At 78.3% G+C, this 14,100-nt stretch carries 10 protein-coding genes; 3 read left to right on the top strand and 7 right to left on the bottom strand.

Translation table 11 applies throughout. From position 1 onward, the window contains the following. Positions 1-287: 287 nt before the first annotated feature. The 7 genes from mraY to mraZ form a co-directional block, all read right to left on the bottom strand. Complete coding sequence (gene mraY / locus LY71_RS05680) at positions 288-1,367, bottom strand: phospho-N-acetylmuramoyl-pentapeptide-transferase (RefSeq protein WP_106275999.1); 1,080 nt, start codon at positions 1,365-1,367, stop codon at positions 288-290. Further along, the gene (locus tag LY71_RS05675) at positions 1,364-2,761 is read right to left on the bottom strand and encodes a UDP-N-acetylmuramoyl-tripeptide--D-alanyl-D-alanine ligase (RefSeq protein WP_106275998.1); all 1,398 of its coding nucleotides are present in this window, start codon (positions 2,759-2,761) and stop codon (positions 1,364-1,366) included. The genes mraY and LY71_RS05675 overlap by 4 nt, the downstream gene beginning before the upstream one ends. After that, positions 2,758-4,311 (bottom strand): UDP-N-acetylmuramoyl-L-alanyl-D-glutamate--2,6-diaminopimelate ligase, encoded by a 1,554-nt coding sequence (locus tag LY71_RS05670; protein ID WP_106275997.1) that lies wholly within the window; start codon positions 4,309-4,311, stop codon positions 2,758-2,760. The genes LY71_RS05675 and LY71_RS05670 overlap by 4 nt, the downstream gene beginning before the upstream one ends. Before the next feature lie 82 nt (positions 4,312-4,393). Next, the gene (locus LY71_RS05665; protein WP_245887692.1) at positions 4,394-6,346 is read right to left on the bottom strand and encodes a peptidoglycan D,D-transpeptidase FtsI family protein; all 1,953 of its coding nucleotides are present in this window, start codon (positions 6,344-6,346) and stop codon (positions 4,394-4,396) included. A 3-nt stretch (positions 6,347-6,349) separates the two neighbouring features. Continuing rightward, entirely contained in the window at positions 6,350-7,018 is a 669-nt protein-coding gene (ftsL, locus tag LY71_RS05660) for a cell division protein FtsL (protein WP_106275996.1), read from the bottom strand. Next, complete coding sequence (gene rsmH, locus LY71_RS05655) at positions 7,015-8,022, bottom strand: 16S rRNA (cytosine(1402)-N(4))-methyltransferase RsmH (RefSeq protein ID WP_106275995.1); 1,008 nt, start codon at positions 8,020-8,022, stop codon at positions 7,015-7,017. Before rsmH ends, ftsL begins: the two co-directional genes overlap by 4 nt. Positions 8,023-8,492: 470 nt before the next feature. Continuing rightward, positions 8,493-8,927: a division/cell wall cluster transcriptional repressor MraZ gene (gene mraZ / locus LY71_RS05650; RefSeq protein WP_106275994.1), complete on the bottom strand. Its 435-nt coding sequence runs from the start codon at positions 8,925-8,927 to the stop codon at positions 8,493-8,495. A 313-nt stretch (positions 8,928-9,240) separates the two neighbouring features. Here mraZ and LY71_RS05645 point away from each other — a divergent pair, with 313 nt between their 5' ends. Genes LY71_RS05645 through LY71_RS05635 form a run of 3 tightly spaced genes read left to right on the top strand, consistent with a single transcriptional unit; the run spans position 9,241 to position 14,026 of the window. Beyond that, the gene (locus LY71_RS05645) at positions 9,241-10,224 is read left to right on the top strand and encodes an AAA family ATPase (protein WP_245887691.1); all 984 of its coding nucleotides are present in this window, start codon (positions 9,241-9,243) and stop codon (positions 10,222-10,224) included. Between the two features lie 5 nt (positions 10,225-10,229). Beyond that, complete coding sequence (locus LY71_RS05640; protein ID WP_106275993.1) at positions 10,230-11,606, top strand: DUF58 domain-containing protein; 1,377 nt, start codon at positions 10,230-10,232, stop codon at positions 11,604-11,606. Continuing rightward, the gene (locus LY71_RS05635) at positions 11,603-14,026 is read left to right on the top strand and encodes a transglutaminase TgpA family protein (RefSeq protein WP_245887690.1); all 2,424 of its coding nucleotides are present in this window, start codon (positions 11,603-11,605) and stop codon (positions 14,024-14,026) included. The genes LY71_RS05640 and LY71_RS05635 overlap by 4 nt, the downstream gene beginning before the upstream one ends. Positions 14,027-14,100: the final 74 nt, after the last annotated feature.

The following is a 14,100-nucleotide window of genomic DNA, read 5'->3' as shown; positions in this document are numbered from 1 at the left end:
GAGCCAGGCCGGCCCGCGCAACCGGGGCCGGGTGCCGGCGGCTGGGCCGCGGGCGGCGCTCCGGCCGGGCGTGCGTCGGGTGCCGCCGCGGGACGGAGCGGTCCGGCTGTCCATCCGGCCATCGTCGCCGCTGACCGGCCCGCGCCCGTGCAGCCGCAGCGCGTGTCGTGGTGCGGTGCCGGAACGGCCCCCTCGCAGACGAAGGACCCCCGTGCCCCCCACCGCTCCCCGGCTCGCGGCGGGACCCTGCACGAGGGCCGGAGTGCCGGGGACGAGGGGGTCCTTCGTCACAGGCCGGTGACGGTCAGCCAGTCGGCGTAGAACAGGCCGAGGCCGAACGCCACGGCCATCCCGGTGACCAGCCAGAACCGGACGATGACGGTGTTCTCCGCCCACCCGGCCAGCTCGAAGTGGTGGTGCAGCGGGGCCATCCGGAACACCCGCCGGCGGGTGGCGCGGAAGAAGGCCACCTGGATGACCACCGAGAGCGTGACCGCGACGAACAGCCCGCCGAGGACGACGAGCAGCAGCTCGGTGCGGGTGACGATGGCCAGGCCCGCCATCAGGCCGCCCAGGGCCAGCGAGCCGGTGTCGCCCATGAAGATCCGCGCCGGGCTGGTGTTCCACCACAGGAAGCCCAGGCAGGCGCCCATCGCCGCGGCCGCGACCAGGGTGACGTCGAGCGGGTCGCGCACCTGGTAGCAGCCGTCGACCGCGGTGGCGGCGCAGTCGTGGGTGAACTGCCAGAAGCTCATGACGACGTAGGCGCCGAAGACCATGGCCGAGCAGCCCGCGGCGAGCCCGTCGAGGCCGTCGGTGAGGTTGACGGCGTTGGAGAACCCGGCGATGAACAGGTAGGCCAGCACCACGAAGCCGATGGCGCTGAGGAACAGCGGCTGGATGTCGCGGACGTAGGAGACGAACTCCGACGCCGGTGTCACCCCGGCCTCGTCGGGGAAGTTCAGCGCCAGGACGGCGAAGCCCACGCCCACGACGAGCTGGCCGACCAGTTTGGCGGTCTTGTTCAGGCCGAGGCTGCGGCGGTGGCGGATCTTGAGGTAGTCGTCGAGGAAGCCGACGGTGCCCAGGCCCACCAGGAGGAACAGCAGCAGCAGGCCGGTGGCGGTGACCCCGCGGCCGGGCTGGTTGATGACGAACAGGTGGGCGAGCAGGTAGCCCCCGACGGTCGCGCCGACGATGACGGTGCCGCCCATGGTGGGCGTGCCCTTCTTCGACAGGTGCGACTCGGGGCCGTCGTCGCGGATCTCCTGGCCGAAGCCGCGGCGCCGGAACGCGCGCACGGCCAGCGGCGTGCACAGGATCGAGATGATCAGCCCGAACGACGCGGCGACGAGGACGGACTTCACGCGCCTGCCCCGGCGTCGGCACCGAGCAGGTCGGCGGCCAGCAGCTCCAGCCCGTGGGACCGGCTGGCCTTCACCAGCACGACGTCACCGGGCACCAGCACCTCCGTGAGCAGTCGGTGGGCCGCCGCCCGGTCGGGCACGGCCACCGCGGTCTCCCCCGCGCGGGCGCCGGCGGCGGTCGCGCCCGCGACCAGCCCGGCCGCGTCGGACCCGACGGCCACGAGCAGGTCCACCCCGGCGGCCACCGCGTCGCGGCCCAGCCGCTCGTGCTCCGCGCCGGCGGTGGGGCCGAGCTCGGCCATGCCGCCGAGGACGGCGACCCGGCGGCCGGCGGGCATCCCGGTGACGGCGGCCAGCGCGGCCCGCATCGACTCGGGGTTGGCGTTGTAGGCGTCGTTGACCACGGTCACGCCGTCGGCGCGGCGAGTGACCTCCATGCGCCAGCGGCTGCGCGCGGTGGCCGCCGACAGGGCGGTGGCGACGGCGCCCGGCGTCATCCCGGCGGCGATCGCGGCGGCCGCGGCCGACAGCGCGTTGGCCACCTGGTGCTCGCCGACCACCTGCAGCGCCACCGGGTGCTGCTCTCCCCCGGCGACCAGCGTGAACCGGGGCCGGGCCGCCTCGTCGAGCGTGACGCCCGTGGCGCGGACGTCGGCGTCGCCCGAGCGGCCGGTGGTGACCACGCGGGCGCGGGTGCGGGGTGCCATGCCGAGCACCCGGGGGTCGTCGGCGTTGAGCACCGCGGTACCCGACTCGGCCAGCGCCTCGACCAGCTCGCCCTTGGCCAGGGCGACGGCGTCGGCCGAGCCGAACTCGCCCAGGTGCGCCGAGCCGACGTTGAGCACCACGCCGACGTCGGGCCGGGCGACCGCGCACAGCCGGGCGATGTGGCCGACGCCGCGGGCGCCCATCTCCAGCACGAGGAACCGGGTGTCCGCGTCGGCCGAGAGCACGGTCAGCGGCAGGCCGATGTCGTTGTTGTAGGACCCGGGCGGGCTGACCGTGGGCCCGGCCGTGCCGAGCACCTGGCCGAGCAGGTCCTTGGTGGAGGTCTTGCCCGAGGAGCCGGTGATGCCGACGGTCACCAGGTCGCCGCCGGCCAGCCGCCGGTGCACGGCCGCGGCGAGCCGGCCGAGCGCGGCGACGGTGTCGTCGACGACCAGCGCGGGCAGCGGGCCGCCGGGGCGGGTGGTGAGCGCGGCGACGGCGCCGGCGCCGGCTGCCGCCTCCAGGTAGTCGTGGCCGTCGACCCGCTCCCCGGCGACGGCGACGAACAGGTCGCCGGCACCGACGGCGCGCGAGTCGAGGGTCACCCCGGTCACGGTCGCCTCGGCGGCGTGCGGGACGGCGGCACCGACGGCCTGCGCGACCTCGGCGAGGGAGAGCGCGATCACGGGCGGGCCGCCCCGGCGGCGGACGGCAGGGCGGCGATCTCCTCGCGCAGCACCGTGCGGTCGTCGAACGGCGTCACGGTGCCCGCGACCTCCTGACCGGTCTCGTGTCCCTTGCCCGCGACGAGCACGGTGTCGCCGGGTCCGGCCAGCGCCACGGCGCGGGCGATCGCCGCCCGGCGGTCGCCGACCTCCTCCACCGCGTCCCGCCGGTCGGCCGGCACCCCGGCGAGGACGGCGGCGCGGACGGCGGCGGGGTCCTCCGAGCGCGGGTTGTCGTCGGTGACCACCAGGTGGTCGCTGCGGGTGGCCGCGGCCGCCCCCATCGCCGGGCGCTTGCCGGGGTCGCGGTCACCGCCACAGCCGAGCACGGTGATCAGCCTGCCCCGGGTCGCGCCGCGCAGCGCGTCGAGGGCGGTGGCGACGGCGTCGGGGGTGTGCGCGTAGTCGACGACGGCGGTGAACGGCTGGCCGGCGTCGACCGGCTCCATGCGGCCCGGGACGACGGTGCCGGCGATGCCCTCCAGCGCCGCGGCGACCGGCACGCCGACCGCGTCGAGCAGCGCGACGGCGAGCACGGCGTTGGTCACGTTGAACCGGCCGGGCAGCCGCACGCGAGCCGGCCAGCGGCCGCCGGGGCCGGTGAGGGTGAACGCCGAGCCGCCGTCGGGGGCCGCCTCGACGCCGGTCGCCGTCCAGTCGGCGGGACGCCCCTCGGCCGACACGGTGACCGCGCGCCCGCCGAGCTCCCCCGCGAGGCGGCGGCCGTGCTCGTCGTCCACCACGACGACCTCCCGCGCGGCCCGGCCGTCGAACAGCAGCGCCTTGGCCCGGAAGTAGCTCTCGAGGTCGCCGTGGAAGTCGAGGTGGTCCTGGCTGAGGTTGGTGAAGCCGGCCGCCGCGAAGGGCACCCCGCCGACGCGACCCTGCACCAGCGCGTGGCTGGAGACCTCCATGACCACGGCGTCGACGCCGGACTCGAGCATGCTCGCCAGCAGCGCGTGCAGCACCGGCGCCTCGGGGGTGGTGCGCACGCTGGGGAGGGCGGCCTCGCGCCCGTCGCGGGCGCGGGTGCGCGACTGCACCGTGCCGATCAGGCCGGTGGCGCGGCCGGCCGCGGCCAGGCCCGCCTCGACCAGGTAGCTCGTCGTCGTCTTGCCGTTGGTGCCGGTGATCCCGACGACCGGCAGCCGGCGGGCCGGCTCACCGTAGACGCGGGCGGCGACGGCGCCGAGCACGCCGCGGGGGTCGTCGACGACGCACACCGGCAGGCCGGTGGCCGCCGCCTGCTCGCGGCCCGAGGGGTCGGTGAGCACCGCGACGGCGCCGCCGGCGGCCGCGTCGGCGGCGAAGCGCGCGCCGTGCGTGCGGGCGCCGGGCAGCGCGGCGTAGAGGTCACCGGGGCGCACCTCCGGAGAGGCGAGGGTGACGCCGCGGACGGCGGTGCCCGGGTCGCCCTGCACGGGGTTGCCGACCAGGTCGGCCAGCGCGCTGAGGGCGAGCGGGCGGGTCCCCGCTGGCCGGGGCACCGACCCGGGTCCGGTCGGGCTCACGTCGGGCCAATCTACCGGCGGAGCGGCCGCGCCCCGCGCACCCGAGGCTCCTCGGCGCTGCGGCCCTCGGTGCGGCCTCCGCTCAGTCCCCTGCGGCGGCCCGGTCCCGGGCGGCGAGGTCGGCGGCGGTGAGGGGGAAGTCGGGCCGCTCGGTGCCCGAGGGCACCACGTCACCGTTGGTGAGCACCGCGCGCATGACGTCGGCGAACACCGGCGCGGCGACCTGGCCGCCCTCGGCGTCGCTGCTGGGCCGCTCGAGGTCGACGGCGACGACGTACTGCGGGTCGTCGGCCGGGGCGAACCCGACGAAGGTGGTCACGTAGCCACCGCCGGCGTAGCAGTTGCACTCGGGGTTGGGCCGCTGCGCCGTCCCGGTCTTCCCGGCGACCCGGTAGCCCTCGACCTGGGCCAGCGGGGCGGTGCCGCCCGGGCCGACGACGGCCTCGAGCATGTAGGCCAGCGCGTCGGCGGTCTCCTCGCTGACGACGCGGGTGGCCTCGGGGGCCTCCGGCCTCGTCGTCGTCCCGTCCGGGGCGGTGACCGACCCGACCAGCCGCGGCGGGACGCGCACGCCGCCGTTGGCGATGGCCTGGTAGACCGAGGCCATCTGCAGCGTCGTCACCGAGACGCCCTGGCCGATCGGGACGTTGGCCGCGCGGCTCTCGGTCCAGTCGGCGGAGCTCTGCAGCAGGCCACCGCTCTCGCCGGGGAGCTCGATGCCCGTCTTCCCGCCCACCCCGAAGGCGCGCAGGTAGCGCTCGAGCGTCTCGTCGCCCACCGCGCGGCCCAGCATGATCGTGCCGACGTTGCTGGACTTGGCGAGGATGCCGGTGACCGTCCAGTCGACCGGCGGGTGGTCGTGGGCGTCGGTGACGACGACGTCGCCGGCCTCGATGTGGCCGTTGACGCTGAGCACCGTGTCCGGCGTCGCCTTCCCCTCCTCGACGGCCGCGGCCAGGGTGACCGCCTTCATCACCGAGCCGGGCTCGAAGACGTCGGAGACGACCGGGTTGCCGAGCAGCTCGGGGTCGGTGCTGCCGGCCTGCGACGGGTCGTACCCCGGGCAGGAGCCCATCGCGACGACCTCGCCGGTGTGCACGTCGAGCACGACCGCGGAGGCGCGGGTGGTGGCGCCGTCGGCGCAGGCCTCCGCCAGCCGCTGCTCGGTCCGGAACTGCACGTCCTGGTCGACGGTCAGCTCGAGGGTGCTGCCGTCGGTGGCCGGCGTGGACTCGTCGATGCCCGACGGGATGGGGTTGCCCCCGCTGCCCACCTCGACCCGCCGCTGCCCGTCGGCGCCGGCCAGCAGGTCCTCGAAGCGCAGCTCGACGCCGCCCAGGCCGGCGCCGTCGCGGCCCACCCAGCCCACGATCTGCCCGCCGACCGAGCCGGCCGGGTAGAGCCGCACCGGGTCGTCCTCCAGGGAGACGCCGGCCAGGCCGAGCTCCTCGACGGCGTCGGAAGTCTGGGGCGGCACCTGCCGGGCCAGGACGACGTACCGGCCCTCCTCGGTCAGCTGGCCGGTGAGCACGTCGACGGGCGCCTCGAGCAGCGCCGAGAGCGCCAGCGCCGTCCGCTCGGGGTCGTCGACGACGGTGGGGTCGGCCACCACGCGGGAGGCCTCGACGGTGTAGGCGAGGGGGTTGCCGTCGCGGTCGACGACGGCCCCGCGCAGCGCGGCGATCGGGTAGGTGGCCAGCCGGTCCTGCTCGGCGGCGTAGGCGTAGTCGGCGCCGTCCACGCCCTGCAGGAACACCAGCTTGCCGGTGACCACCAGCAGGGGGACGACGACGAGCACCAGGCCCCACCACAGCCGGCGCGGGCCGGCGGTCAGCGGGCGTCCGGCGTGGCGGCTGCCGGGCGGGCGACGGGGGGCGAAGGCGCCGGCACGGGGGGCGCCACCGCGGGGCGCGCCACCGCGGCCGGCGGCCGGCGGCAGCGTCGCGCGGGGGCGCACCGGGACACCGGAGCGGGCGCCGCGGACGGCGGGGCGCGGCGCGGTGCGGCGGCCGGGGTCGCGGGGTGGGACGGCCACGGCTCAGCCCCCCGTCCCGGCCTCGGGCTCGCCGGGCGCGGGCGCCGGCTCGGGGGTGCCGCGCAGCGTGGCGCTGCCGTCGGGGGCGACGACCAGGTAGGCGGCCGCGCCGGCGGGCACGAGGCCGGCGGCGGCGGCCGCGGCGGCGAGCTGGGCGGGCGTGGCGCCGTCGACCACCTGCTTCTCCAGCCGCTGCACCTCCTCGGCCTTCTCGGCGTTGGCGGTGCGCAACGCGGTGGCCTGCAGCGAGTTGACCGCGACGGCGGTGTTGAGCACCAGCAGGCCGAGCGTGGTGAGCACCAGCAGCGCGACGACGAGCAGCACGAACGGGGCCCGGCCGCTGCCGAGGACGCCGCGCCGCGACCGGACGGCGTCGGCGCCGGGGACCAGCCGCAGCACCGGCGCGCTCACGCGTGGCGCGGGTCCGGTCGCCCGGCCGCGGGACGGCCGGGAGGGCAGCGCGCGCAGCGGGCGGGAGGGCAGCGCGCCGGAGGTCTGCACCCGGACGGGCCGGGAGGCCATCGCCGGCGCCGGGCGGGAGGTGGTCGCCGGCTCCGGTCTCGCCGCCTTCGGCACCGGCGCCTTCGGTGCGGGCTTCTTCGGTGCGGGCTTCTTCGGCGCGGGCGTCCGGGGTGCGACGCCCTCGCGGGGCGCGCGGGCGGCGGCGCTCACGCGGCGCGCCGGGTGCGCTCGGCGGCGCGGACGCGGGCCGAGGCGGCGCGCGGGTTGGCGGCCACCTCGGCGTCCGACGGCGGCTCGCCGCCGCGGGTCAGCAGTCGCAGCACCGGCTCGTACTCGGGCAGCCGCACCGGCAGCTCCGGCGGGGTGCGGTCGGTGGCGCCGGCGGCGAGGGTCTGCTTGACGATCCGGTCCTCGAGGGAGTGGAAGGTGATGACGGCGACGCGGCCCCCGACGGCGAGCGCGTCCAGCGCCGCGGGGAGGGCCCGCTGCAGAGCCCCGAGCTCGTCGTTGACCTCGATGCGCAGCGCCTGGAAGGTCCGCTTGGCCGGGTGGCCCCCGGTGCGCCGGGTGGCCGCGGGGATCGCGTCGCGCACGAGGTGGGCCAGGCGCTCGGTGTGGGTGAACGGCGCGCGGGCCCGCTCGCGGACGATGGCGCCGGCGATCCGGGAGGCGAACCGCTCCTCGCCGTAGACCCGCAGCACCCGGGCGAGCTCGGCGGCGGAGTAGGTGTTGACGACGTCGGCGGCGCTGCGCGGGGCCCCGGGGTCCATGCGCATGTCCAGCGGACCGTCACCGGCGTAGCTGAAGCCGCGCTCGGGCCGGTCGAGCTGCAGCGAGGAGACGCCCAGGTCGAACAGCACGGCCTGCACCTCGGTCAGGCCGAGCCGGTCGAGGACGTCGGGCAGCTCGTCGAAGACGGCGGGCACCAGGGTGGCGCGGTCGGTGTGCCCGGCGGCGGCGATGCGGGCGGCGGCCTCGGCGCGGGCCTGCGGGTCGCGGTCCAGCCCGACCAGGCGGAGACCGGGGTGGGCGTCGAGGAGGGCCAGCGCGTGCCCGGCCAGGCCCAGGGTGGCGTCGACGAGGACGGCGCCCTCGGTGGCGCAGGCGGGGCCGAGCAGCTCGGTGACCCGGTCGAGGAGGACGGGCACGTGCACGGGTCGCGCCCGTGCCGCCGAGGCCTGCGGCGCGGGCCGCGTGGGCTCGGGCGTGCTCATCGTCGGCCTCCTCGGGTCGGGCTCCCGCGCCGGGAGGGGTGGGCGCGTCGTCCCCCATGCTCGCGCGGGAGGCGCGTCGTCGGCGGGAGCTCGGCGGCGTGCCGCGTGACGAGTCGGTCGCGACGGTCGGGCGGGCAGCGAGGGGCGGGCAGGCGGGAGGACCCCGCGGCGGCAGGGGCCGGCGGGTGGGGCCGGGTGGGGACCGTGGGGCGGGGTGGGGTCGCCGCGGTGGCGGGGTGGGGACCCCCACCCCCCGCGGGCTCCGCCTGGCGCCGGGGAAGTGCGTCAGGTGGTGCCCGCGGGGAGCGGAGGTCTCCGGAGCCGGTGCCGGCCCGGCCGGCGGCGGGGTGCCGCCCGGTGCGCGGGGACCGAGCCGCGGGGAAGACGGTTCGGGCCGCACCCGGTCGAGCCGCGGGGAAGACGGCTCGCGTCGGGGTGCGCAGGTGGTCGGGGCGACCGGCGGGACGGGGTCAGGACAGCGTGGGCATCCCCTCGCTCTCCATGGCGGCGAAGGCCGCCTCCTGCTCCTCCACGTAGGAGTCCCACGTGGCCTGGTCCCAGATCTCGAAGCGGGTGTCGACGCCCACCACGACCACGTCCCGGTCGAGCTGGGCGTACTGCCGCAGGTTGGCCGGGATGGTGATGCGCCCGGTCTTGTCCGGCTCGACCTCGACCATCGAGCCGAAGCTCATGCGCGCGCGCATGCGGGCCTCGGCGGTGTCGGCGGGGGCCATCTGGGCGGCGGCGGCGCTCTGCTCGGCGACCCGGCTCATGGTCAGGCCGTAGATGCAGCGCTCCTGACCCTTCTTGATCACCATGCCGCCGGCCACCTGGTCACGGAAGCGGACCGGGAGTGCGAGCCGGCCCTTCTCGTCGAGGCGCAACGTGTAGCTGCCGACGAACACCGGATCACCTCCCCCATTGGTCCTCCTCGTGTCCTCAGCGGACCCGGGACGGGCCCTGGCTCCCCACCGCGCCACACACTAACCCACTACGCCCCACCGGACACCACTCGACACCATGTCGTGACCGGCGTCCTCCACCGCCTGCGGTGCAGGTCAGCGACGTGCGACCACCCCGGCGGCGTGCGGTGGGGGCGGGTGGGGTGGGAGGTGGGTCGCGGTGGGGCCGCCGACCCCGCCCGGAGGTCCGCCGGGGGCACCGGGTGGGGACCGCGAGGGCCGCCCGGAGGGCCGCCCGACACGTACCGTGTGGCGCGTGACCGACACCATGCGTGCGGCTGACGGGACCGCGGGGCTGCCGGTCGACGTCGCCACGGAGGGCGCGCGCATCGCGGCCAACGTCTCCCGCGTCGTCCAGGGCAAGCCCGGGGTGGTGCACCTCGCCCTGGTGGTGCTGCTGGCCGAGGGACACCTGCTGGTCGAGGACGTGCCCGGCGTCGGCAAGACGACCCTGGCCAAGGCGCTGGCCGCGTCCGTCGACGCGAGCGTGCGGCGGATCCAGTTCACGCCCGACCTGCTCCCCAGCGACGTCACCGGGGTGTCGGTGTACGACCAGGAGACCCGCGCCTTCGAGTTCAAGCCGGGTGCGGTGTTCGCCAACGTGGTGGTCGCCGACGAGATCAACCGCGCCTCGCCCAAGACCCAGTCGGCGCTGCTGGAGGCCATGGAGGAGCGGCAGGTCACCGTCGACGGGGTCAGCTACGAGCTCGCCGCCCCCTTCCTCGTGGTGGCCACGCAGAACCCGGTGGAGATGGAGGGCACCTACCCCCTCCCCGAGGCGCAGCGCGACCGGTTCACCGCGCGGGTGTCGATGGGCTACCCCGACCGCGAGGCGGAGGTGGCGATGCTCGACGACCGCGGCACCACCGACCCGCTGGCCACCCTCGCCCCGGTGGCCGACGCCGCCACGGTGCGCGCGCTGGTGGCCGCGGTGCAGCAGCTGCACGTCTCCGACGCGATCCGCCGCTACGTCGTCGCCCTGGTCGAGGCCAGCCGCCGCTCCCCCGAGCTACGGCTGGGTGCCTCGCCGCGGGCCGGCCTGCAGCTGCTGCGCACCGCCCGGGCCGCCGCGGCGCTGGCCGGCCGCGACCACGTCCTGCCCGACGACGTCCAGGCCATGGCACAGCCGGTGCTCGCCCACCGGCTGCTGCTCACCCCCGACGCCGCGGCCGCCCGGCGCACGCCCGAGCAGGTGGTGGCCGGGCTGCTGGCGGACGTGCCGGTCCTGCGGGGGCGCTGAGGACCGTGACCGGCCCGCTGCGGACCGCCCTGACGCCGCTCACCCTCCGCGGCCGCTGCCTCGTCGCCGCCGGCCTCACCCTGCTCGGGCTCGCCGCGCTGCTCGGCGAGCGGGCGCTGTCCCAGCTGGCCGTCTTCGTGCTCGCCCTGCCGCTGCTGTCGGCGCTGGCCGTGTCCCGGCAGCGGGTGCGGGTGGCCGCCCGCCGGACGGTCACCCCCGCGCGGGTGCCGCGCGGCGAGGACGCCGAGGTGCTGCTCGAGGTCACCAACGCCGAGCGCCGCACCGGCCGGCTGTGGCTGCTGACCGAGCAGCTGCCCGCCGAGCTGGGCCGCTCCCCCCGCTTCGTCGTCGAGCGGCTGGCCACCGGCGGGACGGCCGCGCTGCGCTACCGGGTGCACGGCGGCCGGCGCGGGCGCTACCGGCTCGGCCCGCTGCGGCTGCGGCTGGTCGATCCCTTCGGCCTGGTGCAGCGCACCGCCAGCGGCACCGGCGACGCCCCGCTGCTGGTGGTGCCGCGGGTGCGGGAGCTCGGCCCGGGCGGCCCCGCCGGCGGGCAGGGCGGCGGCGCGGAGGGCGCCCGCCGGTCGATCGCGGTGCACGGCGAGGACGACGTCAGCACCCGGGCGTACCGACACGGCGACGACCTGCGCAAGGTCCACTGGCGGGCCACCGCGCGCACCGGTGAGCTGCAGGTCCGCATGGAGGAGCGGCCGTGGCGGGCCTCGGCCGCGCTGCTGCTGGACACGCGCGTGCGCGCGCACCTGCTGGCCCGCACCGCCGCCCCCGGCGCCGCGGCGGCGCCCGCCGCCCCGGGCCCGCCGGGGGACCCGGCGCCGCCGCCGGACAGCCTCGAGTGGCTGGTGGAGGCCGCGGCCAGCATCGGCAGCCGGCTGGCCGGCCGCGGCGCGGTCCTGCGGGTGGTGACCGAGGCCGGCGAGCTGGCGCCGGGGACCGGACGCGGCGGCCTGGGCCCGGCCGACCTGCTCGACCGGCTGGCCACCCTCACCCCGTCCCGCGGCGCCTCACTCGCCCCGGCGGTCGAGCTGCTCTCCCGGGTGGCCGGCGACGGCCCGGTGGTCGCCCTGCTGGGCACCGTCGGCCCCGACGACCTCGGCGAGCTGGTGGCCGCACGGTCGGGCCCGTCCCGCGACGTCGCCGTCCTGCTCGACGTCACCGGCTGGGCCGACCCGGCCGGCAGCCGCAGCCGGCGGGCCCTGTCGGCGTCCGCCCGCGCGCACCTGACCGGCCAGCTCGAGCAGTCGGCGTCGCTGCTGCGCGGCGCGGGCTGGCAGGTGGTCCACGCGGGGGCCGACCGCAGCGTCGAGTCGGTGTGGGCCGAGCTCGCGCGGGCACGCGGCGTGGCGGCGGGGGTGCCGGCGTGACCGCCCTCGCCCCGCCCCCCGTCCGGACGCCGCCCCCGCCGCCCCGGGCCGACGCGCCGCTGCCGCCGGGGACGCTGCGGCGCGACGGCGGCACCACGCTGGCCGCCGCGACCGCGACCGCGCTGGGCACCTGCTCGCTCGGGCCGGTGTTCGTCCGTCCCGCCTGGTTGCTGCCCGCGCTGGCGGCGATCGCCGTCGTCGGGGCCGGCGGGCTGCTGCTGCGCGCCGCCGGGCCGGCGCTGTGGGCGTGGGCCTCGGGCGGGCGGCCGGCTCCGGCCCGGGTGTCGGCCGTCGCCGTCCCGCTGGTGCCGCTCGGGCAGCTGGGGCTGCTCACCTGCCTGCTGACCGCGCAGTTCGCGCCGGGGCGGGCGCTGGGCGGCTGGCTGCCGACGCCCGTCTCGGTCGACGCCCTGGGCCGCGTGCTGCTCGACGGCTCGGCCGAGATCCGGGAGCAGTCGACCCCGGCGCTGCCGCTGACCGGGCTGCTGGCGCTGACCGTGCTGCTGGTCGGGCTGGTGGCGGTCACCGTCGACCTGGTCGCCGTCGGCGGGCGGCAGCCGGCCCTGGCCGGGCTCGGCCTGCTCGTGCTGTTCTGCGTGCCGGTCAGCACGGTCACCGGGGACGTCGGACTGCTGGCGCTGGCCGCCCCGGCGGCCGGGCTGGCGCTGCTGCTGTGGGCCGACCAGGCGCGGCGGCTGGCCGAGCGTTCCGGGCGGCCGGGCGGCGGGCGGGGCGGGACCGCGGCCGCGGCCACCGCCGGCGTCGCGCTGGTGGCCGGGCTGGTGCTCGGCGCCCTGGTGCCCACCCTCCCCGAGGGCCGGCTGGCGGCGGGCTTCGGCCCCGGCGTCGGGGGCGGCGGCGCCACCGGCACCGCGCTCGACCCCGCGGCGGCGCTGCAGGGACAGCTCACCCTGCCCGAGCCGATCGACCTGCTGCAGGTCGACAGCTCGGTGCTCGATCCCGGCTACCTGCGGGTGGTGACCCTCGACGTGTACGACGCCGAGGAGGGCTGGACGCTGGGCAACCTCGACGGCGAGGCGTCGGTGGCGCAGGACGAGGACCTCGCTCCCCTGCCCGGGGGTCGCGGCGGCCGGGAGGTCGCGGTGTCGGTGACCGCCGTCGGCCACGACGACCGGTTCCTGCCGGTGCCGGCCTCGCCGTTGCGGGTGGACATCGACGACCCCGAGGCCTGGCGGTTCGACCCGGCCACCGGCACGGTGTTCGGCCGCGACGCCACCACCGCCGGCGTCGGCTACACGGTCACCGCCGTCGAGCCGCAGCCCACCGAGGAGGAGCTGCGCGCGTCGGGGCCGCTGCCGGTGGACTCCCCGCTGCGGGAGCGCGACACCGCCCTGCCGCCGCTCGCCCCCGAGGTGACCGAGCTGGTGGCGACGCTCACCGCGGGCGCGGCGACGCCGTACGACGCCGTGCGCGCCATCCACGACTCCTTCTCCCGCCAGAACGGCTTCGTCTACTCCCTCTCGACCGCCCCGGGCACCAGCGGCGACGACCTCGCCGACTTCCTGCGCCTCAAGCAGGGCTACTGCGAGCAGTACGCCGGCGCGATGGCCGCGATGGTCCGCGCCGCCGGCATCCCCGCCCGGGTGGCACTGGGCTACACGCCCGGCCGGGTGCAGCCCGACGGCGGCCGGATGGTGACCAGCGACGACGCGCACGCCTGGGTGGAGGTCTACTTCGACGACCTCGGCTGGATCGCCTTCGACCCGACGCCGATCGACACCGAGCGCGCCGTCGAGCTGCCGTGGGCGCCACGGCCGGCCGACCAGGAGGTCCTGGAGCGGCCGACCGACGTACCGACCGCGCCCACCGCGCCCGCGCCCGCGCCGACTCCGCAGACCGACCGGGTCGACGGCGCCACGCCGCAGGGGCAGGGCGCCACCGCCGACGCCGGCTCGGCCCGCCCGGTGCTGGTCGGCGCGGGGGTGCTCCTCGGGCTGGCCGCACTGGTGGCCGCCCCGGCCGGCGCCCGCGCGCTGCAGCGGCGCCGGCGGCTGGCCGACGGTGGCCCGGCCGCGCTGTGGGACGAGCTGGCGGCCACGGCCCGCGACCTCGGCCTGCCCTGGGACCCGGCCCACACGCCCCGGCAGCAGGCCACCGCCCTGGCCCGGACCCTCGGTGCCGGCCGGGCGCCCGGAGCGGGCGTGCACCGCGCCGGCGCCCCCGGCGCGGCCGACGCTGTCGGGCGGCTGGCGCGCGCGGAGGAGGCGACCAGCTACGGCCGCCCCGGCGCGGCCACCGACCCGGCGCTGCGCGACGCGCTGGCCGCGGCGCGGCGCGGGCTGGTCGCGGCGGTGCCGGCCCGGGTGCGGGTGCGGGCGCTGCTGTGGCCGGCCTCGCTCGGCGACGCCGTCCGCACCGGTGTCGCCGCCCGGGCCCCGCGCCGCCGCAGCACCGCCTGAGGGAGGACCCGGGCGGCGCGGCCCCACCGCTCGCACGCCCGGCGGTGGGCCCCTGCAGCGGGAACCGGGGACGC

Source organism: Geodermatophilus tzadiensis (assembly GCF_003002915.1).
Classification (GTDB): domain Bacteria; phylum Actinomycetota; class Actinomycetes; order Mycobacteriales; family Geodermatophilaceae; genus Geodermatophilus; species Geodermatophilus tzadiensis.
This window is presented reverse-complemented; position numbering and strand designations above follow the sequence as displayed.

Coding starts and splice junctions, on each gene's coding strand:
- rsmH (WP_106275995.1), bottom strand. CDS start 8,022: ATGAGCACGCCCGAGCCCACGCGGCCCGCGCCGCAGGCCTCGGCGGCA.